Raw genomic sequence first — 21,792 nt, forward strand, 5'->3', positions numbered from 1 at the left:
GCGTGGACCGCACGTGCAGCGCTCGCATTCCTGCACACCAGCGATCAGTCTCGGGTCGGCCCGGCCAGGAAAACCCCTAGTGTCGTCCGGCCGGGCCTTCGAACGCGCGGGGTGCGTCAGAGGGCCGTCAGGGGGCCGTGAGGGGCTTGGTCCCGCCGAACCGGGCGGCGGCGTACAGCGGCCACCCGTACTGGTCCAGGTGGCTGGACACCTCGGTGAAGCGCGGGTCGGCCAAGCACAGCCCGGCAACCGCCGCCGCGTGCAGGTGGCCGTGCTCGACGACCAGCGTGCCGCCCGGCCGCAGCAGTCGCGCCGCCGCCTCCACCACGTGCCGGATGACGTGCAGACCGTCCGGGCCGCCGAAGACCGCCAGGCGGGGCTGGTACACCCCGAACTCGGCGGGTACCTCCGCGTCGTCCGGCATGAAGGGGGGATTGGCCAGCACCAGGTCCACCGTGCCGTCCAGACCGGCCAGCAGACCGGGCTCGGTGACGTCGGCGTGGTGCAGCTCGATCGGCGTGTCACCGAGCGCGGCCCGCCGCGCGCTGTTGCGGCGGGCGAACTCCAGCGCCACCGGGTCGCAGTCCGCCGCGTGCACCGTGGCGTCCGGCCGGTGGTGCGCCACCGCGAGCGCGACCGCCCCGGAGCCGGTGCAGAGGTCGACCACGAGGGGCCGGTCGGTGCCCTCGATCGCGCCCAGGCCGTTCGCGAGCATCGACTCGCTCTGCACCCGTGGCACGAACACGCCCGGTCCGACCGCCACTTCGACACCCGCGAGCTCGGCCACCCCGGTCAGGTGGCCGAGCGGGACCCCGGCGGCCCGCCCGGCCACCAGCTCCTGGTAGCGCGCGGTCTCCCGGTCGCCCGGCTCGCCGTCCGGCTCCAACTCGGCCAGGCCCGCGCCGAACAGGTGGGCGGCCAGCGCCTCGGCGTCCGGCCGTGGGGCGATCACCGTCCCGGTGTCGGCGAGGGTCCGCACCGCGTCCTCGATCAGCGCTCTGATGGTCGTTCTCACATCACCCTCCAGGTCGTCCGCACCGCCGGCGTCTGCCGGGCGGCGCCGCGCGGTACGCATCCGCACGTCGAGGGGCAACTATGGAGCGGGCCGCGCTAGGTGAGACCCGAGACTTTTCGGTCCGGACGGCCGTCGGGCCGGGCGGAGCGGCCCCGAGACTAGGGATTTGCCGGGCGATCCGGCAGGACGATCGCTGCACGCGAGCCATCGGGCCCCGGGACCGTGCCCGGCCGCCGACTTCGACGAGGATGTCCCCCATGCCCGAACCCGTTCTGCACGGCGACCCGCCGAGGCCCTCGGCCCCTCTTGGCGAAAGCACCCCGGAAGGCGCTGCCGAGCGTTCCGCACTGGCCGAACTCGCCGATCTGGCCGAGCTGGAGGAGCTCGACGAGCAGATCGTCTCGCAGCTGCTGCGGCGTACCCGGTGCGCCCGGGCGCACCAGCTGAGCCGGCGTGCCGCGAGCCTCCCGGCCAGCACCCTCGGCCAGGAGAACGCGATGCTGCGCCAGTACACGAGCCGCCTCGGGCAGCCGGGCGCCGAGATCGCCTTGGCGATCCTCGCGCTGTCCCGCCCGCCGGCCCGCTAGGGGTTGTCCGGCCGCAGTGACGCGCCGGCCGCCGGCGGGCCCGCGCACCGCCGGCGGACGCCTACCGGCGCACCTCGGTCACCACCGGACTCCGGAGAGCACCGAGCCGTACTCGTGCACCAGCTGCGCCTGACCGAGGTCGGACTCGACCATCATCTGGATCAGTCCCGTGAAGTCCACCTCCGGCGCCCAGCCGAGCTCCTTGCGCGCGCTGCCGGAGTCGGCGCAGAGCGTCTCCACCTCCGCGGGCCGGACCAGCCCCGGATCGATGACCACGTGGTCCTCCCAGTTCAGGCCCACGCACTCGAACGCCACCCTGGCCACGTCGCGCACCGTGTGCATCCGCCCGGTGCCCACCACGTAGTCCCGCGGCTCGTCCTGCTGGAGCATCAGGTGCATGGCGCGGACGTAGTCGCCGGCGAAGCCCCAGTCGCGCTCAGCGTCGAGGTTGCCCAGGCTCAGCTTCTCCTGGAGCCCGAGCTTGATCTGCGCGACCGCCAGCGAGATCTTCCGGGTCACGAACTCCGCGCCGCGGCGCGGCGACTCGTGGTTGAACAGGATCCCGGAGACGCCGTACATGCCGTAGGACTCGCGGTAGTTCCGGGTGATGTAGTGCCCGTACGTCTTGACCACGCCGTACGGGCTGCGCGGGTGGAAGGAGGTCGTCTCGGTCTGCGGTGTCTGCGCCACCTTGCCGAACATCTCGGACGAGGAGGCCTGGTAGAACCGGATCTGCCCGGTCGCCCCGGCGCGTGCCGCCGGCTTGTTGAGCCCGCTCACCATCCGGATCGCCTCCAGCGTCCGGAGCACCCCGGTCCCGTTGACCTCGGTGACCAGCTCCGGCTGCTGCCAGGACATCGGGACGAAGGAGATCGCCCCCAGGTTGTAGACCTCGTCCGGCTGGACGGCGTCCACTGCGGACACCAGGCTGCCCTGGTCCATCAAGTCGCCGTCCACGAAACGGAGATCGGGGATCAGCCGGCTGACCCGGTCCTTCCGCGGGTTCGCCTGCCCCCTGGTCAGGCCCCAGACCTGGTACCCGAGGGAGATCAGGTGCTCGGCCAGATACGATCCGTCCTGACCGGTGATTCCGGTGATCAGGGCACGCTTGGACATCGTTCCTCTTCTCGCCACGATGGATGAGCCCGTCGAGCGGTCGCAGACCTCACCGCGGCAGGCCGTTCTCGGCACAGTCAGCGAAGCAGAAAGAAGCTAAGGAATTTTCGAGACTTCGCCGTCACTCGGGCGGGCCCGCGGGTGCCATGCTGGGGCCATGGCGGAACTGAACGGCGTCCCGGTGCGCACGGAGGAGCTCCAGGCACTGGCACTCACCAACTTCGGGCACTTCACCACGATGCGGGTCGAGGCGGGCCGGGTCCGCGGGCTCGCGCTGCACCTGGCACGCCTGGTCCGGGACTGCCGGACGGTCTTCGGTGCCGCACTCGACCCCGAGCGCGTGCGGGCGTACGCGCGGCGGGCCGCACCCGGCGGCGCGGTCGCCATGGTCCGGGTGACGGTGTTCGACCCGGCCCTGGACGTCGGGAGCCTCGGCGCGGACGCCGAGCCCCGGGTGCTGGTGACCACCCGCCCCGCGGGCGCCCCCGAATTCCCGCCCCTGCGGGTCCGCTCCGTCCCGTACGTCCGTGACCTTCCCGCGGTCAAGAGCGTCGGCCTGTTCGGCGCGCTGTACCACCGCAGCGAGGCCCGGCGGGCCGGCTTCGACGACGCGCTCTTCGTCGACCGGGAAGGCCACGTCTCCGAGGGCGGCACCTGGAACATCGGCCTCGTCCGCGGCTCCCAGGTGGTCTGGCCCGATGCCGACTGCCTGGCCGGCACGACGATGGAGCTGCTGCGCCGGGCCCGGCCGCACCGCGTGGAACGGCTGCCGTCGGCGGCCCTCGGCGGCTTCGAGGCGGCCTTCGCCACCAACGCCGCGATCGGCGTCCGGGCGGTCGCGGCCGTGGACGGGTTCACGTTTCCGGAGCGCCACCCGGTGATCGCCGCGCTGCGCGACGACTACCTCGGCCTGCCCGGCGATCCCCTGTAGTCAAGAGCGCGTTAACCCGACGGTGCTGCGCGTAGGGAAGTCGTCAAGGGGATCGCGCTGCCGCCACGCACGGCGTCTTATGGATCCCAGGAAAACCTGGAGATCCCGCAGCAGATTCATCTAACTGTCCGCCCCATCTCCAAGGATTCCCAGGAACTGCAAGCAATCAACCGAGGGAAGCGACACCATGGCCGAGGACACCAGGATCGTCGTCGGAGTCAGCGGATCGACCGGCAACCTGGCCGCCCTGCACCGCGCGGTGCAGGAGACCCGCCTGCGGAACGCCGTGCTCGTCCCGGTGATCGCCTGGACCCCGGTCGGCGGCGAGGCCGCCTACCGCGCCGCGCCGTGTCCGGAGCTGGCACGGATCTGGGTGCAGGACGCCCGGGACCGGCTCGACGCCGCCGTCGCCCGGGCCTTCGGCGGCCACCCCGCGGACATCCGCATCGAGCCGGTGGTGATGCGCGGCGAGACCGGTCCGGTGCTGACCCGGGTCGCCGACCGACCGGGCGACCTGCTCGTGGTGGGCACCGGCCGACGCAGCCCGCTGCGGACGCTCCTCCAACGCGGCTCGGTGAGCCGCTACTGCCTGGCGCACGCCGCCTGCACCGTGGTGGCGGTCCCGCCGACCGCCTCGGTGGACACCGGCGCGGCGGGCAGCGACCGCCGCCCCGCCCTCGCTGCCGCCTGAAACCGGTCCGGCCCGGGCCCGGGGAGGCAGGCTCGGAGAGTTGCGCGATGGCTCCTTCATGACCAGGGGCTACACCAAGATCCCTGCTACACCACTCGGCGGGACGCCATCGCCTTCCGGGAGCCGGTGCAGGTGTCGCAATCCACACCGAGTCCGAAGTCCCTCGCTCACTTCGGGATCACACTGCCCGTGAACAGCAATCGTCCGCCGGAGCCGCTGCCTCGTCCTGCGCGATCAGAGTTTCTCGGGCTCCGGCACGTCCCGTACCGGTGGCGGCTCGCCGAATACAGCTGCTGGTGGCCGCCACCATCGCCTGCAACGTGATCGAGACGGCCGTCGCCGTCGACCCCGCGCGCGCTCCGACCGGCACCGGCGAGGCCGAGCACTCCATCCCCGCCCTCGCGCTCGCCGCCCTGTCCCTCGCGGTCCTGCCGTTCCTGTCCGCCGCCCAGCGCAAGGCCGGCCGCGAACTCGGCTCCGCCGGCGCCGTCGCCGACTCCAAGCAGACCCTGCTCTGCACCTACCTCTCCACCGTCCTCCTCGTCGGCCTGCTCCTCAACGCCACCCTCGGCTGGTCCTGGGCCGACCCCCTGGGCCGACCCCATCGCCGCCCTGATCATCGCCGCCATCGCCGTCAAGGAAGGCCGCGACGCCTGGCAGGGCAAGGGCTGCTGCGCCGCACCCGTCACATCCACAGCCACCGCCGACAGCGAATCCGACGCATGCGGCTGCCGCCCCGGCTGCGACTGCTGCAACTGACCCACTCACGGGCGTCGCCAGCCATTCCCTCCCCCGTCGCCAGGCCCGATCAACTTCGTTCGCAAAAAGAACTGTTAACGGCTCGCCAACAGCCACCTCCCCTCTCCTGACACCTTCCTAACACCACCCGTAAGGGATTGATAAAATACGACCACGGTGTGCCGGGAAGCCTGGTCGGCCGGGGGACGGACCGCGGCAGTCGGCCGCGGCGCCCCCGTGAGCGAAGTCCGAGGTTTCCGCAGATGCGCGCGGTGGGCACGGTTCTCCTTCTGGTGGTACTGGCGACGGCGGTGGCCACCGGTGCCCGGCGATGGCGGGTGCCCGCGCCGTCCCTGCTCGTCCTGGCCGGGCTCGCGGTCGCGCTGATACCCGGGGCGCCGGCCCTGCACATCGCGCCGGAGACGATCGGTCTGGTCGTCCTGCCGCCGCTGCTCTACGCCTCCGCCGAGGAGCTGTCGCTGCGCGACCTGCGGGCGGTGTGGCGGCCGGTGACGGTGCTCGCCTTCGGACTGGTCCTGGCCTCCGCCGCCACCGTCGGCCTGCTCTCCGCAGCCCTGACACCGCTGCCCGGGTCCATGGCGCTGGTACTCGGCGCGGTACTGGCCAGCACCGACCCGGTCGCGGTCAGCGCGCTCGGCCGCCGCCTCGCCCTGCCGGGGCGGGTGCAGGTCCTGGTCCAGGCGGAGAGCCTGTTCAACGACGCGACCTCGCTGGTCCTCTTCCGGGTCGCGGTGACGATCGCCGTGGCCTCGGGGGCGGTGGGCTGGCAAGCGGCCGGCGGCCAGTTCCTGCTGCTCGCCGGCGGTGGCTGCGCGATCGGCGCGGCCGTGGCCGGCGCCGTCGCCCTGATCCGTCGCCGCACCACGGACCCGGTGCTGGAGACGGTGATCGCCCTGGTCACCCCATACGGCGCGTACGTGCTCGCCGAGTCCGCGCACACCTCCGGCGTCACTGCGGTCGTGGTTGCCGGGGTGCTGCTCGGGCGCTCCGGGCACCGGCTGAGCGACGCCCGGATCAGGCTCCAGCTGCACGCCGTGTACGCGGTGGTGGTCTTCCTGCTGGAGAGCGTGGTGTTCAGCATCATCGGGCTCGAACTGCCCATGCTGGTCAAGGAGCTGCCCAGCGGCAGCGGGCTCTGGCCGCTCCAGGCGCTCGCCCTGGCCGCGGTGCTGATCGGGCTACGGGTGATCTGGATGCTGCCGCTGTCCGCTGCGGTGAGGCCGACCGGCGGCCGACCGTCCTGGCGGGTCGCGAGCGTCGTCGCCTGGGCCGGTACCCGGGGGGTGATGCCCCTGGCGGCCGCCTTGTCCATCCCGCTGGCCACCGATGACGGGCAGCGACTCGACGGGCGCCCGCTGGTACTGGTGCTGACCACGGCCGTGGTCGTCTTCACCCTGGTCGTCCAGGGGCTGAGCCTCGCCCCGCTGGTCACCCGCTCCGGCCTCGCCCTGGCACCCGAGCACACCGCACGCGAGGAGGCGGACGCGCGCGCGGCCATCGCCCGCGCCGGGCTGTCCCACCTGGACCAGCTCACCGATCTGGAGTCGATCCCGGACCACGTCCTGGACCGGGTCCGCCGGGGCCTGGAGGCCCGCCTGCGGCACGCCGACGAGCCGGACGACACGGCGGGCACCGACGTCCTGGCCGCCTACCGGGACGTCCGCCGCGAGGTCATCGCCGTACAGAGCGACGAGCTGCACCGCCTCTACGACGACCACAGGATCAGCGACACCACCCTCCGACAGCTCCAGCGCGACCTCGACCTGGAGGAGACCGGCCTCGGCGGACGGTGAACGCTCCGCGCCGCCCACCGCCGGGCGGTGAAGCCGGAACCTTGACGCGAGGACAACGTCGAGCCCCGTCGCCGACGGCAATACTGGGAGGGTCGCGAGCGGCGGATCCGGTACGACCCGGCGGACCCAGGCCAGATCCTCGTCGACGGGCGGGAGCGCTACCGCATGGAGTACGCCTTCCTGGGGCTGGGCGGCGCCATGGCGCTCGCCGCACTCCTCCTGATGGCGCTCGGCGGCTGAGTTCGCCTCGTCCCCGATCGGAAGGCGGCACGAGCCATCCCTGCCGCACCCTGACGCCGACGGGCCTCGCCGCCGGTGCGAACAGCTCGCCAGGGCCCCACGGCCGCGGTCTGGCAGGCCGAGGACGCCGACCGGGCGGCGTACGCCGACGCGGTGTCGGAGTACGCCGCCCTGGAGCGGTACGGGCTGTGGGAGGCAGCCCGCGCACTCATTTCGGGTCGCGGTCGAACTGCGCCGTCGACCAGCGGTACCCGAGTACGGTCAGGGCGACGCACCAGGCGATCACGATCCAGCCGTTGTTGCCGATCGCGGTGCCGAACGAGCGAGCGCATGGAATTCTCCCGCGCGAAGGATCAGCGCCCTCGACGCGGCCCCGAGTGGACCCGTGTCGGCCGACACCGGCCGCCCCTCGGTGGTCACACGTCCCCCGTCCCCCCACCGAAGGCCGCTTCAGGCGAACTCCCGCAGCCGGGGTCGGACCCCCAGCAGGGTGAGCGCCAGAACCGCGGCGAGCACCGATCCGCCGGTGGTGGCGGTGACCGCGTCGAGGTCGTCGTCGGTGGCCGCGACCGCGCTGTCGAGCGCGCGCTGGTTGATCGCCTGAACGTCGTCGATCGCCGCGCTCAGCACGCCGAAGTCCGCGTTGGACTGGCCGGCGGCGAGGCCGGTGTTGAAGGTGACGGCCTCCTTGAGGCGCCCCTGGGCGTTCAGTTCGCGGATCCTGCGGTCGTCCCGCTGGTAGGCCTGGAACGCCGCCAGCACCCGCTCGGCCGCGTCCTGCTCGCCGGCGAAGGTGATGTTCCGCAGCTCGTCGCCGAGGAATCCGCCGAAGCCGACGGTGGCGTGGTCGGCCCGGTGGGTGTCCGCCAAGGCGGCGAGCTTCGCGTTGTAGCCGGAGATGGTCGCGCCGTCGACCCGGGCGAAGGACTGGGTCTTGTCGAAGAAGCTCTGCTCGTACGCGGCGGCGCGGGCCGGGTCGGTCAGGTAGCGGCTCTCGTCGGCGTTCAGGTCGTACGCCACCGCGCGGGCCCGGCCGAGGGCGATCACCGAGTCGTAGGAGTTGCTCTTGGCGACGACCAACTGGTGTTCTGCCCGGGAGGCGAGGGCCAGCCCGACGATCAGTCCGACCAGGGCCAGCAGGGTGGTGAGGGCGAGCGGCACGTTCACCAACCGGTGGAAGCGCACCGTCAGGACGCGTTGAAGGGCGCCGAGGGCGGCGAGCGCGAGCAGACCGGTGGCCAGGATCCACCACCAGCCGGTGCCGAGGTCGCCCCGCTGGGCCGCGTAGATCCGCTCCACCGTCGCGGAGTTGGCCGCGGTGACCTCGTCCACGGCGGGCAGCAGCCGCTGACGGAGCAGGTCGGTCGCCTCCCGGTAGGCCGCGAGCGCTTCCGCCGACGGCTTGCCGGCGGGCGCGTGGGCCTGCTCCTCCAGCAACTGGGCCCGGGCCACCCGGCCTTCGTAGCGGCCGAGTTCGCCGAGGACGGTCTGCACGGCCCGCTGTCCGGCCGGATCGCCGGCCACCGCCTCGGCGACGCGCTGAAGGTCGGTGTCGGCCTGGGCGCGGCGCTGCTCGTACGTGTCCAGGGTCTGCCTGCGCAGGGCCGTGAAGTCCGGATCGGCGCCGAAGAGCAGCAGGTTGGCGGCCTGGGCGTCCATGTCGTTGAGCGCGAAGTACAGGTCCGCGGAGCGCACCACCTGGGGTGCGGCGTGGTGGCCGATGGCGTCGGTGCCCTCGCGGGCTCCGGTCAGAACGGTGGCGGTGGCCGCTGCGGCGGTCAGCAGGACCGCCAGGCAGAGCCCGGTGAGGCCGCGCACCAGGCGCGGCGTGTTCCACCACGACCGGCGGAGCCAGCCGCGGGACGCCGCAGTTCGAGGTTTCCAGTGACGGGGGGCGCGCGGCGTGGGTGTCGGATCGAACGGATCTGCGCCCGCCACCCCCGGCGAGCCCGTCCCCACGACGATCGATCTGCCCGACGTACCCGTTGGCATCGCCGCGCGCCCCCCTCCCCTGTTTTTCACTGGCCGCCGAAACGGCCCCGGAGGAACCGCCGGGGCTGGGATTCGGCACGGCGCGCCGCCAGTCGTTGACTCCGGTGGCGAACCGTTTCCTCACCGCTGACGCTATGCCCCGCCGATGCCGTGATCGGACCACCCTGACGCCTCCTTGACGGCTCGCCCGGCGATCTTGACGAAGCCTTGGCGCCGCAGGTCAGGGCTGGTAGCGGTAGCCGATTCCGGGCTCGGTGATCAGGTGGCGCGGGCGCGCCGGGTCGGTTTCGAGCTTGCGGCGCATGGTGGCCAGGTAGACCCGCAGGTAGTTGCCGTTGTTCTCCGCCTCCGGTCCCCAGACTTCGGCCAGGATCTGCCGCCCGGGCACCAATCGGCCCGGATTGGCCATCAGCAGGGCGAGGATCTTCCATTCCGTGGGGGTGAGCCGCACCGCTCCTTCCGGCCCGGTCACCGTGGTCGCGGCGAGATCGATCTCGTACGCGCCGATCCGCGGCGGCGGTCCGGGGACAGTGGTCACCGGCCGACGCAGGACGGCCCTCAGCCGGGCGAAGAGCTCGTCCATGACGAACGGCTTGGTGACGTAGTCGTCCGCCCCCGCGTCGAGCGCCCGGATCTTCTCCTCGGTCTCGGCTCGTCCGGACAGGACGATGATCGGCACGTCCAGCGTGGAGCGGACGCCCCGGATGACGTCCACCCCGTCGAAGTCGGGCAGCCCGAGGTCCAGCACCACCGCCTCGGGTGGCGTCCGGCCGGCCGAGTCGAGCGCTTCCTGGCCGGTGTTCGCCGTCAGGACCGAGTAGTGGCGTGCTTTGAGGCTGATCTGCAGCGCGCGCAGCAGCGCCGGCTCGTCGTCGACGACGAGGATGTGGCTCATCGGCCTGCGTTCCTCTCCAGGTGGTCCGCACCGGACTCGGACGCCGGAAGCGTCGCGCTGTCACTCCCCGACGCCGGTTCCTCCGGTGCGGCGGGCAGGGTGAGCAGCATGGTGGTGCCGCCGCCGGGGGTGTCCTCGACCTCCAGGCTGCCGCCCATGGCCTCGGCGAGGCCGCGGGAGAGAGCGAGGCCCAGGCCGACGCCGGTGGTGTTGTCGGTGTCGCCGAGGCGCTGGAACGGCAGGAAGACCCGGTCACGGTCCTCGGGGGCGATGCCGGGGCCACGATCGATCACCCGGACCTCCACCCGCTCGGCGTGGTGACTGGCGGCGACCAGCACGGGCGCGCCGGGCGCGTTGTGCCGCAGCGCGTTGGCGATCACGTTGGCGAGGACGCGCTCCAGCAGCGGCGGGTCCACGAGGACCGCCGGGACGGTGTCGAGGTCGAGCGGCTGGACGGGGGCGTACGGGTCGGGGAGGGTGTCCACCGCGCGCGGCAGGATCTCGTCCAGGTGCGTGGGCGCCAGGTGGAGGGTGAGCGCGCCGGCCTGGAGGCGGCTCATGTCGAGCAGGTTGTCCACCAGCCGGGTGAGCTTGACCAGGGACTCGTCCGCCGTCGCCAGCAGTTCGGCCTGGTCCTCCTCGGAGAACTCGACGTCGGGGCTGCGCAGCGAGCCGACCGAGGCGAGCGCGGCCGCAAGGGGGGTGCGCAGGTCGTGGCTGACGGCGGCGAGCAGGGCGGTGCGCATCCGGTCGGCGGCCTTGATCGGCTCGACCTCGGCGGCGACCACGGCGAGCCGGTCGCGTTCCAGCGCGGCCGCGACGTGCGCGGCGAAGGCGGTGAGGACGCGCTGGTCGGCGGCGGGCAGCCGGCGGCCGGTGAGGACGAGGACGGCGTCGGCGCCGACCGGGATCTCGGTGGTCTCCTCGGGCTGTCCCGGTTCGGGCTCGCCGCCCTCGTCGGAGGCGGCCAGCACCTCACCGCCGGTGCGCTCCAGCAGGGCGACGGCCCGCATGCCGAAGGCGGTGCGGGACTTCTCCAGCAGGGCGGGCAGCGCGTCGGCGCCGCGCAGCACGCTGCCGGCCAGGGTGGAGAGGGTCTCGGCCTCGGCGGTGGCCCGGGCGGCCCGGGTGGTGAGCCGGCCGGCGTGGTCGACCACGGTGGAGACAGTGAGCGCGACGACGGCGAAGACCGCCAGGGCGATCAGGTTGTTGGTCTCGCCGATGGTGAACGCGTGGACCGGTTGGATGAAGAAGTAGTTCAGTAGGAGTGACGCTATGACGGATGCCACCAGGGCGGACACCGCCCCACCGAGCAACGCGACTGCTACGACACCGAGCTGGAAGATCAGCGCGTCGGTGGTCAGGTTGACGGTGTCGTGGAACTGCGAGAGGACCACGGTGATCAGCCAGGGCAGGACGAATCCGGCGACATAGCCGGCGATGGTCCGGCGCTTGGAGTGCCGACGGCCGAGGGCGGGCAGCCGGCCGCGGCCGGTGAACTCGTGGGTGACCATGTGGACGTCGATGTCCTCGGAGGCGTCCACGGTGATCTGCCCGTTGCCCGGGCCGGTGAGGAAGCGGTTCAGCCGACCCCGGCGGCTGGTGCCGAGGACCAGCTGGGTGGCGTCGTGGGCGCGGGCGAAGGCGAGCAGCGCGGTCGGGATGTCGTCGCCGACGACCACGTGGTAGCTGCCGCCGAGGGACTCGACCAGTTGCCGCTGCTGGGCGAGTTCGCCGGAGGAGGCGCCGGCCAGGCCGTCGCTGCGGGTGACGTGGACGGCGAGCAGGTCGCCGCCGGCGGTGCGGTCGGCGATACGGGCGGCGCGGCGGATCAGGGTCTCGCCCTCGGGGCCGCCGGTGAGGGCGACCACGACGCGTTCGCGGGTCTCCCAGACCCGGTCGATGCTGTGGGCGGCGCGGTAGTCGCGCAGGCCCTCGTCGACGCGGCCGGCGACCCAGAGCAGGGCGACTTCGCGCAGGGCGGTGAGGTTGCCGACCCGGAAGTAGTTGGAGAGCGCGGCGTCCACCTTCTCCGCCTTGTAGACGTTGCCGTGGGCCATCCGGCGCCGCAGCGCCTGGGGGGCCATGTCGACGAGTTCGATCTGGTCGGCCCGGCGGACCACCTCGTCCGGGACGGTCTCGCGCTGGGGAATGCCGGTGATCTTCTGGACGACGTCGTTCAGCGATTCGAGGTGCTGGATGTTGACGGTGGTGATGACGTCGATCCCGGCGTCCAGCAGCTCCTCGACGTCCTGCCAGCGCTTGCCGTTGCGCCCGCCGGGGATGTTGGTGTGCGCCAGCTCGTCCACCAGGACGACCGAGGGGCGGCGTTCGAGCACCCCGTCGAGGTCCATCTCCTCGAAGTCGGCGTCCCGGTAGGAGCGGGAGACCCGCGGCACCACCTCAAGACCGTCCACCAGCCCTTCGGTGAACCTCCGCCCGTGACATTCGATGTATCCGACCACCACCTCCGCGCCCCGCTCCTGTCTGCGGTGGGCCTCGTCCAGCATCCGGTAGGTCTTGCCGACACCGGGGGCGGAACCGAGGTACACCCTCAGCCGGCCACGGCGGTGCACGGTGCCGGGGGTGAGGTCGCGGGCCATGGGCGCTGCTCTTTCGTCTGAGGGGGCACATCGGAGGCACACGGATATGGGCGGACCGACCCGGACACAGGAGGTGCTCTCCCGTGTCCGGGTCGGTCCGGTCAGTCGGCTGTACGGCGCGAGGTCACTTCTGCTCGCTCAGCGCCTTGTTGAGCAGGACGACGTTGACGCCCTCCTGTCCGAGGAAGCCGAGCGACGGGCCGTCGGTGTACTTCTCGACGAGCTTGTTCAGCTGCTCGGGCGAGACGTTGCCGCGGGTCTTGGCGATCCGGTCGACCTGCTCCTTGGCGTAGGCCACGGAGATGTGCGGGTCGAGGCTGGAGCCGGAGGCGGTGACCGCGTCCACCGGGACGCTCGCCGGGTCGACGCCGTCGAACGCGGCGACGGCCTTGCGGCGGTCCTCGATCGTCGTGGTGAGGTCCTCGCTGTTCGGGCCCAGGTTGGAGGCGCCGGAGACCTTCGGGTCGTAGCCGTTGGCGGAGGGCCGGGGCTGGAACCACTGCGGGTCCGGGACCGCGGCCTCGTCGGCGTCGTCGGGGTTCTTCTTCGGCAGGTCGTAGCTCTGGCCCAGCAGGCTGGACCCGATCTCCTTGCCGTCGGCCTTCACGATCGAGCCGTTGGCCTGGTCGGTGAAGACGGCCTGGGCGACGCCGGTGACCAGCAGCGGGTAGGCGATGCCGAGGAGCACCGTCAGGACCAGCAGGGCCCGCAACGCGGTGAAGTAGGTGCGCACGGCGGTGGGCAGGGGCTTGGACATGATGCGTTCTCCTCTCTTGCTAGTTGAGGCCGGGGATGAACTGGACGACCAGGTCGATCAGCTTGATGCCGATGAACGGGACGACCAGACCGCCGAAACCGTAGACCCCGATGTTCCGGCGCAGCAGTGAACTGGCGTCGGAGGGGCGGTACTTGACGCCGCGCAGGGCGAGCGGGATGAGGCCGACGATGACCAGGGCGTTGAAGATGATGGCCGAGGTGATCGCGGACTGGGGGCTGTGCAGGCCCATGATGTTGAGCTTGTCCAGGCCCGGGTAGACCGCGGCGAACATCGCCGGGATGATCGCGAAGTACTTCGCGACGTCGTTGGCGATCGAGAAGGTGGTCAGCGCGCCGCGGGTGATCAGGAGCTGCTTGCCGATCTCGACGATCTCGATCAGCTTGGTCGGGTTGGAGTCCAGGTCGACCATGTTGCCGGCCTCCTTGGCCGCCATGGTCCCGGTGTTCATCGCGACACCGACGTCGGCCTGGGCGAGCGCGGGGGCGTCGTTGGTGCCGTCACCGGTCATCGCGACCAGCTTGCCCCCCTCCTGCTCCTTCTTGATCAGGGCCATCTTGTCCTCGGGGGTGGCCTCGGCGAGGAAGTCGTCCACGCCCGCCTCCTCCGCGATCGCCCTGGCGGTCAGCGGGTTGTCGCCGGTGATCATGATGGTCTTGATGCCCATCCGGCGCAGCTCGTCGAACCGCTCCCGCATGCCCTCCTTCACCACGTCCTTGAGGTGGATGACCCCCAGGACCCGGGCGGGCTTGGAGCCGATCCTGGTGGCGACGACCAGTGGCGTGCCGCCCGCGCCGGAGATGCCGTCGACGAGCGCCGACACCTCTGGGCCGACCGAACCGCCCTGCTCGTTCACCCAGTTGGTGACCGCGTTGGCCGCGCCCTTGCGGACCTGGTGCACCCCGTCGGCCTCGTCCAGGTCGACACCCGACATCCGGGTCTGCGCGGTGAACGGCACCCAGGTGGCGTGCGTCAGCTCGCCCTGGGCGCGGGCCCGCAGGCCGTACTCCGTCTTGGCGAGGACGACGATCGAGCGGCCCTCCGGGGTCTCGTCCGCGAGGGAGGACAGCTGAGCGGCGCTGGCCAGGTCGTCCTGCTCCACACCCGGAGCGGGTAGGAACTCGGCGGCCTGGCGGTTGCCGAGGGTGATGGTGCCGGTCTTGTCGAGCAGCAGGGTGTTGACGTCGCCCGCGGCCTCGACGGCGCGGCCGGACATCGCCAGCACGTTGCGCTGGACGAGGCGGTCCATGCCGGCGATGCCGATCGCGGAGAGCAGCGCGCCGATGGTGGTCGGGATGAGCGCCACGATCAGGGCGACCAGCACGATCATCGACTGCGGGGCGCCCGCGAACGTCGCCATCGGCTGGAGCGTGACGACCGCGATCAGGAAGACGATGGTCAGTGAGGCCAGCAGGATGTTGAGCGCGATCTCGTTCGGCGTCTTCTGCCGGGCCGCGCCCTCGACCAGGGCGATCATCCGGTCGATGAACGACTTTCCGGGCTCCGAGGCGATCTTCACCACGATCCGGTCCGAGAGCACCTTCGTCCCGCCGGTCACCGCGCTGCGGTCACCGCCCGACTCGCGGATGACGGGGGCCGACTCGCCCGTGATCGCCGACTCGTCGACGGAGGCGACGCCCTCGACGACGTCCCCGTCGCCCGGGATGATCTGCCCGGCCTCGACCACCACGTGGTCGCCGAGCCGCAGTGCCGTCCCCGGCACCTCCTCCTCGGCCCGGCCCTTCGGCCAGTCGAGCAGCCGGCGGGCCATCGTGTCGGTCTTGGTCTTGCGCAGGGTGTCCGCCTGCGCCTTGCCGCGGCCCTCGGCCACGGCCTCCGCCAGGTTGGCGAAGACCGTGGTCAGCCAGAGCCAGACCGTGATCGACCACGCGAACACCGACGGGTCGGCGACCGCGGCGACGGTGGTGACCACCGAGCCGACCTCGACCACGAACATCACCGGGTTCTTCACCATCACCCGGGGGTCGAGCTTCTTCACCGCGTCCGGCAGGGACTTCACGATCAGCTTCGGGTCCAGCAGGCCGCCGGAGACTCTGTGCGGCACTGTGCTCTCGGCCTTGTCGGCCGGAGCGGGAGTGAGCGTTGGCGTGGACATCAGGAGGAGAGACCTTCCGCGATCGGCCCGAGGGCCAGGGCCGGGAAGTAGGTGAGGCCGACGACGATCAGGACGACGCCCGACAGCAGGCCCACGAACAGCGGCTTGTGGGTGGGCAGGGTGCCCGGGGTGGCCGGGACCGGCTGCTGCTGCGCGAGCGCACCGGCCAGCGCCAGGACGAACACCATCGGCACGAATCGCCCGAACACCATGCACAGGCCCAGCGCGGTGTCGTACCAGTCCGTGTTCACCGTGATGCCCGCGAACGCCGAACCGTTGTTGTTGCTCGCGGAGGTGAACGCGTACAGCACCTCGGAGAAACCGTGCGCACCGGAGTTGAGCATCCCGGCCCGCTCACCCGGCAGCGCCATCGCCACCCCGGTGCCGACCAGCACCAGGATCGGCGTGGTCAGGATGTACAGGGAGGCGAACTTCATCTCCCGCCCGCCGAGCTTCTTGCCCAGGTACTCCGGCGTGCGGCCGACCATCAGACCGGCCACGAAGACCGCGACGATCGCCAGCACCAGCATCCCGTACAGGCCCGAGCCCACACCACCGGGCGCGATCTCGCCCAGCATCATGTTGAACGTCGTCAGACCGCCGCCGAACGCGGAGTACGAATCGTGGAAGGAGTTCACCGCACCCGTCGACGTCAGCGTCGTCGAGGCGGCGAACAAGCCGGACGCCGCGATGCCGAACCGCTGCTCCTTGCCCTCCATCGCCCCGCCGGCCGCCTGCATCGCGGTGCCCGCGTGCTGCGACTCGAAGAAGGTGATCAACGCGACCGAGGACACCCAGAACAGGCCCATCACCGCGACGATCGCGTAGCCCTGGCGGTTGTCCCCGACCATCTTGCCGAAGGCGCGCGGCAGCGCGAACGGGATCAGCAGGATGAGGAAGATCTCCAGGAAGTTGCTGAGACCGGTGGGGTTCTCGAAGGGGTGCGCCGAGTTGGCGTTGTAGAAACCGCCGCCGTTGGTGCCCAGCTCCTTGATGACCTCCTGCGAGGCCACCGGCCCGCCCGGGATCGACTGCGGATCGCCCACCAGACCGGCCACCTCGTGGAAGCCGTGGAAGTTCTGCACCACACCGGTGGCGACCAGAACCAGCGCGAAGACGACCGCGAGCGGCAGCAGCAGCCGCAGGCAGATCCGGGTCAGGTCGACCCAGAAGTTGCCGACCCGATCGGTCCGGTTGCGGGTGAAGCCGCGGATCAGGGTGGCGACGACGGCGATGCCGACGGCCGCGGAGACGAAGTTCTGCACCGCCAGGCCGGCCATCTGGGCGAGGTGGCCCATCGCCGCCTCGCCGCTGTAGGACTGCCAGTTGGTGTTCGTGACGAAGGAGATCGCGGTGTTCCAGGCCTGGTGGCCCGCCATCTGCTCGACGCCGAGGCCCAGCGGCAGCCACTGCTGCACCCGGATCAGGCCGTACAGGAAGAGGACCGAGACGGCCGAAAAGGCCAGCACCGAGCGCAGGTAGACCGGCCAGCGCTGGTCGGCGTCGGCGTCCACGCCGATCACCTTGTAGAGCGCCTTCTCGGCTCTGAGGTGCTTGGAGGTGGTGAGGATACGGGCGATGTAGTCGCCCAGGGGGCGGTAGCACAGGGCCAGGGCGCCGATGAGCGCGAGGACCTGCAGCCAGCCCGCGAGAGTGGAGCTCATGTCAGAACTTCTCCGGGTAGATCAGCGCCACGACGAGGTAGCCGACGAGGGCGACGGCCACGATGAGACCTGCGATGTTCTCCGCGGTCACAGCTTCTCCACCCCCCGCGCGATCAGGGCGATGACGCCGAACACGGCTAGCGTGACGGCGACGTAGATGAGATCGGACATGGGCTCCACCAGAGCGGCTACGAGGATGCCGCGGCCGGCCCCGGAGGGATCGGCCGCAGCGCCGGGGGAAGACCGGCTGGAGCAGCCAACCAGCCGGTGAGGGCGCGCAGCGGTTCCCTGATGCCGTCCATACGGGTGATTCGGAAACATTGACGCAGCCTTGATATCTGCGTCATTCACCCGAGACCACGGGTTGTCCTAAACGTTTCGGGCCCCGGACAGCGGCGCTGTCCGGGGGCCCCGTGGCCAGTCCTTTCCTCGTCCTGCTACATCCGCATCCGGAGTCGGCAGACCACCGCGTCGGTGTGACGGCGCAGGGCCCGGTCGATGACGGCGCCGCGCCGGTTCTGCAGCGCCCGCTGCCAGGGGCGGGCCGGCTCGACCTCGGGGATCAGCACGGTGAGCCGGTCGTAGGCGCGCTCGGCGGCGAGCTCGTTGACGAAGGCGGCGATCGGCGGGCCGAGCCGGCGGTGACCGTCCGGGATCTCCACCAGTGGCACGCCCGGCTGCCAGAGCTCCCAGTCCCGGCGCAGGGCCTCGGCCTCGGCGGGCTCGTGGACCACGGTGACGGCCATGACCTCGTCGCCGAGCGACAACGCGGCGGACAGGGCGTCGCGGGTGAGGCGGGTGATCGCGGTGACCGGGACGACGACCAGGCTGCGGCTGCGGGTGACGGCGCCGGGGATGCGGCCGAGCTCCAGCCGCTCGCCGATCCGGGCGTAGCCGCGGTGGATCGCCTCGAAGAGCAGCACCAGCAGCGGCAGGGCCAGGCAGATGCCCCAGGCGCCCTCGGTGAACTTGGTGCCGGTGACGACGACGGCGGCCACCCCGGTGAGCAGGGCGCCGAAGCCGTTCAGGGCGGCCCTGGCCCGCCAGCGCGCCGGCCTCTCCAGGAACCAGTGCCGGACCATGCCGACCTGGCAGATCGTGAAGCCGACGAACACGCCGATCGCGAAGAGCGGCACCAGGCTGTTGACGTCCCCGCCCGAACCGACCAGCAGCACCGCCGAGACGCCGGCGAGGAACAGCACGCCGTGGCGGTGGACCTGGCGGTCGGCGCGCAGCGCGAAGACGTGCGGGAGGTGGTTGTCGCGGGCCAGCAGGTGGAGCAGGACGGGCAGGCCGCCGAAGGAGGTGTTGGCGGCCAGCCCGAGCAGCACCACGGTGGCGAACTGCACCAGGTAGAAGCCGGCGCCGTGGCCGAGCGAGGCGTCGGCGAGCTGGGCCAGGACGGTGACGCCCTCGACCGGCTGGAGGTGGAAGCGGCCGATCAGCACGGCCAGTCCGATCAGCATCACGCCCAGCAGCGCGCCGAGCGCGACCTCGGTGTCCTGCGCGCGCTTCACGCCGGGCGTGCGGAAGGACGGGACGGCGTTCGCCACCGCCTCCACGCCGGTCAGCGCCGAGCAGCCGGCCGCGAAGGCCTTGAGCAGCAGCAACGCGCCGACCGCGGTGGCGTTCCCGGCCAGGACGGACGCATGCCCCTCGGCCGCCGCCGTGCTCACCGGCGCGTCCCGGAACAGCCCGACCACGACGATCGTCAGGATCGACAGCACGAAGACGGCGGTGGGCGCCATGAACCAGCGCGCCGACTCCGCGATCCCCCGCAGGTTCACCGCCGTGACCAGCGCCAGCACGCCCAGGCAGAGCCAGACCCGGTCGCCGTACAGGCCCGGCACCGCCGAGGTCAGCGCCGCCACCCCGGCCGTCACCGACACCGCCACGTTCAGCACGTAATCGATCACCAGCGAGGCGGCCGCGGTCAGCGCCGTCCGCCGCCCCAGGTGCGCCTTCGCCACCGCGTACGAGCCCCCGCCGTCCGGGAACGCCGCGATCACCTGCCGGTACGAGGCCACCAGCACCGCCAGCAGCACCGCGATCGCCACCGTCACCGGCACCGTGAACCCCAGCCCGTACGCCCCGGCCGCCGCCAGCACCAGCACGATCGACTCCGGCCCGTACGCCACCGACGCCATCGCGTCCAACGACAACGCCGCCAACCCGCCCAGCACGGAAAGCCGATGGCGGTCCTCCCGAACGGCGCCGGCATCCGGGGGCTCGGGCTCGGCGGTGGCAACCGGGGTGGTGATGTCCGACATCCACTTCTCCATCGATCGTGTGTTCCACGATCGTGGGGCTGTCCGGAAGCCGGGCCGCCGCTTATTGCGTTCCCTTGACGCGGACACCAGCAGCCTTGACGGCATCTTGACGGCCGCGGGCATGCAACGGCCCCCGGAGCCGCCCGTCCGCCACAGTCCGGACAGGGGCCACCGGGGGCCGATCGTTCACCCGGTGCCGATGGCACGCGGCACCGGGTGGTTCATGGGGTTACTGGCCCGGCTTGCGGCCGTGGTTGGCCTTCTTCTTGCGACGGGCCTTCTTCTTGCGGGCGCGCTTGGACATCTCGTTCTTTCTCGACGTGGTGATGGGGACGAGTCAGGCCTGGCCGACGAGCTGGTCGGCCAGTTTGGCGAGGCGCTTCTGCGAGCGCTCCTCCTGTGCGGCCGCGGCCGTCGGGGCGAGCTCGCCGCCGTCGTAGTACTCGCCGTTGAGCAGCGAAACCTCGGGCAGGCAGAGCCGGACCACGGCGGCCGCGCCCTCGGCCGCCGGCGCGCCCACCCGGCCGTACAGCGGGAGCAGCGCGGTGTCGCACAGGCCCGGGTTGAGGCTGACGGCGGTGATGCCCGAACCCGCGGGCGCCATGTCGGCGGTGGCCATGGTCAGGGCGAGCTGCGACTGCGCGTACGCCGCGACCCGCGAGTACTTCTTCGTCCGGTGCGGGTCCGTCCAGTTCATCGAGGCGGTGCGGTGCAGCGAGGAGGACACGTTGACGATCCGGGCGTCGCCGGCCGCCGAGAGCGGGGCGCGCAGGAGCTTGGCGAGCAGGTGCGCGGCGAGGAAGTTGACCTGGAGCGAGGCCTCGTTGCCGTCGTCGGTCAGGGTGCAGCGCTCGGGGGCCATCACGGCGGCGTTGTTGACCAGCAGGTCCAGTGCCGGGTAGTGCTTCACCACGGTGCCGGCCAGCACCGCGACCTCCGAGAGCCGGGTGAAGTCGGCAGCGAGCTCGACGAGTTGGTCGCGACGGGCGCCCGCGGCCACCAGTCGCTCGACGGCGTCCTCGGCCTCGGCGGTGGTGCGGGCGTGCACCAGGACGGTGGCACCGAACTCGGCCAGCAGCCGGGCGGTCTCCCAGCCGATGCCGGAGGAGGCCCCGGTGACGAGAGCGGTGCGGGCGGACAGAACAGCGTCGGACATGACCCATCCAAGGGTGAACGGGCACCGGCGGGGTGCGGCAGCGCGTGCGGGCACACGCGACCGGGGCCGCCGGCGCGGGAGATTGGTGCGATGAATGGCGCGTCCGGCCTCGTACCACTGTGGTCAGCGGTACGAGGCGGCGGACGGCGATGAGCGGCACGGGCCCGGCGGAACGGCGCCGGCGAGCCCGCAGCTACCACCGGCGGGCGGCGCGTGAAGGCGCCCCGGTCCTACCGGTCGGCGGTGACGACCGCAACGGCCACCACCCGCGGCCGCGTATGCGGCGGGCGGTCGTGGTGCCGTGTCGAGCGGTTCATGCCCCCATCCAATCCCCCTCCCACACCCCCGGGCAAGCCCGTTCACCGGCCTGGGTGGATCCCTGACGATCCTTTGACAGCCGGCCTTCTCCATGCACCCGCGCCGCACGGCGGGGCGGCTCGCCATCGGCCCGACCTGCCTCGGCGAGCGGTACATCCGGAATCCTGCGCCTGAAGTCCGCTACGCATCCGTCCACCGTCTCCGACTGGCTGTCAGTGACAGTCCGGCCCCCGTCGTTTCACAACCCGGGGCCGCAGGCGTAGTGTGCCCGCCGTGAACGAGCTGATTGGAAAGACCGACGTCGTCCGGCAAAGTGGCGCTTCGCGCTGGCGCTGGTCGCCGTGCTCGTCGAAGGGGCCGCCGCCGTCAGCCAGTTCGGCATGGTCGGCGCTTCGTGGATCCTGGGCGGGACGATCGTGCTCCTCACACCCCTTGCCCTCGTCGGATCCCGGGGCTGGAGCAGGATCGGGGCCGACGGAATAACCATCTGCTGGGGCCTCGGACGCGGTCGCACCTACCCCTGGCACGCGATCCGGTGGATCGACAAGCGCAAGACCCAGTCCCAGGACGGGTCGGCCTACGCGGTCCGGATGTTCCTGGAAGGCGGACGGCGCCGTTCGCTGCCCGGGCTCTACCACAGCGCGCTGCACCCCGCCGACGACTTCGACGAGCAGTTCCAGCGGGTCGTCAACTGGTGGGAGCTGAGCACAGACCCGGCCGGACGGGTCCAGCCTCAGAAGCAGTTCCGGGACCGACTGACCCCCGTCGTGATCGGCGCCGTCGTCGTCATTGTCGTCGCGGCGGTCGTCGCTCTCGTCATCCTCCCGCCGCACTAGCTGGCGTTCTGGCCGGTCGGCCGAGGTTGCGGCCG

At 71.7% G+C, this 21,792-nt stretch carries 17 protein-coding genes and 3 pseudogenes; 7 read left to right on the forward strand and 13 right to left on the reverse strand.

Features of this window, described 5'->3' with window-relative positions; all coding sequences use genetic code 11:
• Nucleotides 1-127 precede the first annotated feature (127 nt).
• Nucleotides 128-1,015 carry a N5-glutamine methyltransferase family protein gene (locus OH807_RS06055; RefSeq protein WP_406194817.1) on the reverse strand — a complete coding sequence of 296 codons (888 nt, stop codon included), beginning with the start codon at nucleotides 1,013-1,015 and terminating at the stop codon, nucleotides 128-130.
• Nucleotides 1,016-1,272: 257 nt separating this feature from the next.
• Between OH807_RS06055 and OH807_RS06060 the strand changes: the two genes are divergently transcribed.
• Nucleotides 1,273-1,602, forward strand: coding sequence for a hypothetical protein (locus OH807_RS06060; RefSeq protein WP_406194820.1), 330 nt, complete (start codon nucleotides 1,273-1,275; stop codon nucleotides 1,600-1,602).
• Nucleotides 1,603-1,680: 78 nt separating this feature from the next.
• Here OH807_RS06060 and OH807_RS06065 read toward each other — a convergent pair whose 3' ends face one another.
• Nucleotides 1,681-2,718 (reverse strand): GDP-mannose 4,6-dehydratase, encoded by a 1,038-nt coding sequence (locus OH807_RS06065; RefSeq protein WP_406194823.1) that lies wholly within the window; start codon nucleotides 2,716-2,718, stop codon nucleotides 1,681-1,683.
• Between the two features lie 157 nt (nucleotides 2,719-2,875).
• Here OH807_RS06065 and OH807_RS06070 point away from each other — a divergent pair, with 157 nt between their 5' ends.
• From OH807_RS06070 to OH807_RS06090, 5 genes and pseudogenes are all read left to right on the forward strand, one after another.
• Nucleotides 2,876-3,649 carry an aminotransferase class IV gene (locus OH807_RS06070; protein ID WP_406194826.1) on the forward strand — a complete coding sequence of 258 codons (774 nt, stop codon included), beginning with the start codon at nucleotides 2,876-2,878 and terminating at the stop codon, nucleotides 3,647-3,649.
• A gap of 187 nt (nucleotides 3,650-3,836) precedes the next feature.
• Nucleotides 3,837-4,340 (forward strand): universal stress protein, encoded by a 504-nt coding sequence (locus OH807_RS06075; RefSeq protein ID WP_406194828.1) that lies wholly within the window; start codon nucleotides 3,837-3,839, stop codon nucleotides 4,338-4,340.
• Nucleotides 4,341-4,573: 233 nt separating this feature from the next.
• Nucleotides 4,574-5,099 (forward strand): annotated as a pseudogene (locus OH807_RS06080) (cation transporter).
• 242 nt (nucleotides 5,100-5,341) lie between these two features.
• Entirely contained in the window at nucleotides 5,342-6,892 is a 1,551-nt protein-coding gene (locus OH807_RS06085; protein ID WP_406194830.1) for a Na+/H+ antiporter, read from the forward strand.
• Nucleotides 6,893-6,967: 75 nt separating this feature from the next.
• Nucleotides 6,968-7,132: pseudogene (locus tag OH807_RS06090) on the forward strand (DUF3592 domain-containing protein); the annotation flags it as partial.
• 208 nt (nucleotides 7,133-7,340) lie between these two features.
• Here OH807_RS06090 and OH807_RS06095 read toward each other — a convergent pair.
• The 11 genes and pseudogenes from OH807_RS06095 to OH807_RS06145 all read right to left on the reverse strand — a co-directional run.
• Nucleotides 7,341-7,448: pseudogene (locus OH807_RS06095) on the reverse strand (ABC transporter permease); the annotation flags it as partial.
• Nucleotides 7,449-7,582: 134 nt separating this feature from the next.
• Nucleotides 7,583-8,950, reverse strand: a complete 1,368-nt coding sequence (locus tag OH807_RS06100) for a hypothetical protein (RefSeq protein WP_406194832.1) — start codon at nucleotides 8,948-8,950, stop codon at nucleotides 7,583-7,585.
• A 394-nt stretch (nucleotides 8,951-9,344) separates the two neighbouring features.
• Complete coding sequence (locus OH807_RS06105; RefSeq protein WP_406194835.1) at nucleotides 9,345-10,019, reverse strand: response regulator; 675 nt, start codon at nucleotides 10,017-10,019, stop codon at nucleotides 9,345-9,347.
• The gene (locus OH807_RS06110; RefSeq protein WP_406194838.1) at nucleotides 10,016-12,622 is read right to left on the reverse strand and encodes an ATP-binding protein; all 2,607 of its coding nucleotides are present in this window, start codon (nucleotides 12,620-12,622) and stop codon (nucleotides 10,016-10,018) included. Before OH807_RS06110 ends, OH807_RS06105 begins: the two co-directional genes overlap by 4 nt.
• A gap of 124 nt (nucleotides 12,623-12,746) precedes the next feature.
• On the reverse strand, nucleotides 12,747-13,379 hold the full coding sequence (kdpC, locus tag OH807_RS06115) for a K(+)-transporting ATPase subunit C (RefSeq protein WP_406194841.1): 633 nt from the start codon (nucleotides 13,377-13,379) through the stop codon (nucleotides 12,747-12,749).
• A 19-nt stretch (nucleotides 13,380-13,398) separates the two neighbouring features.
• The gene (gene kdpB, locus OH807_RS06120; protein WP_406194842.1) at nucleotides 13,399-15,513 is read right to left on the reverse strand and encodes a potassium-transporting ATPase subunit KdpB; all 2,115 of its coding nucleotides are present in this window, start codon (nucleotides 15,511-15,513) and stop codon (nucleotides 13,399-13,401) included.
• Nucleotides 15,513-17,177 carry a potassium-transporting ATPase subunit KdpA gene (gene kdpA, locus OH807_RS06125; protein ID WP_406194844.1) on the reverse strand — a complete coding sequence of 555 codons (1,665 nt, stop codon included), beginning with the start codon at nucleotides 17,175-17,177 and terminating at the stop codon, nucleotides 15,513-15,515. Before kdpA ends, kdpB begins: the two co-directional genes overlap by 1 nt.
• Before the next feature lies 1 nt (nucleotide 17,178).
• Entirely contained in the window at nucleotides 17,179-17,268 is a 90-nt protein-coding gene (kdpF, locus tag OH807_RS06130) for a K(+)-transporting ATPase subunit F (RefSeq protein ID WP_045305809.1), read from the reverse strand.
• A gap of 346 nt (nucleotides 17,269-17,614) precedes the next feature.
• Nucleotides 17,615-19,447 (reverse strand): APC family permease, encoded by a 1,833-nt coding sequence (locus OH807_RS06135; protein WP_406194848.1) that lies wholly within the window; start codon nucleotides 19,445-19,447, stop codon nucleotides 17,615-17,617.
• 229 nt (nucleotides 19,448-19,676) lie between these two features.
• Nucleotides 19,677-19,751: a 50S ribosomal protein bL37 gene (locus tag OH807_RS06140; RefSeq protein ID WP_380419867.1), complete on the reverse strand. Its 75-nt coding sequence runs from the start codon at nucleotides 19,749-19,751 to the stop codon at nucleotides 19,677-19,679.
• 33 nt (nucleotides 19,752-19,784) lie between these two features.
• Nucleotides 19,785-20,603: an SDR family NAD(P)-dependent oxidoreductase gene (locus tag OH807_RS06145; protein WP_406194851.1), complete on the reverse strand. Its 819-nt coding sequence runs from the start codon at nucleotides 20,601-20,603 to the stop codon at nucleotides 19,785-19,787.
• Between the two features lie 659 nt (nucleotides 20,604-21,262).
• Here OH807_RS06145 and OH807_RS06150 point away from each other — a divergent pair.
• On the forward strand, nucleotides 21,263-21,757 hold the full coding sequence (locus OH807_RS06150; protein ID WP_406194853.1) for a hypothetical protein: 495 nt from the start codon (nucleotides 21,263-21,265) through the stop codon (nucleotides 21,755-21,757).
• Nucleotides 21,758-21,792 lie beyond the last annotated feature (35 nt).

The organism is Kitasatospora sp. NBC_01560 (genome assembly GCF_045208415.1).
In the GTDB taxonomy this organism is placed as follows: Bacteria; Actinomycetota; Actinomycetes; order Streptomycetales; family Streptomycetaceae; genus Kitasatospora.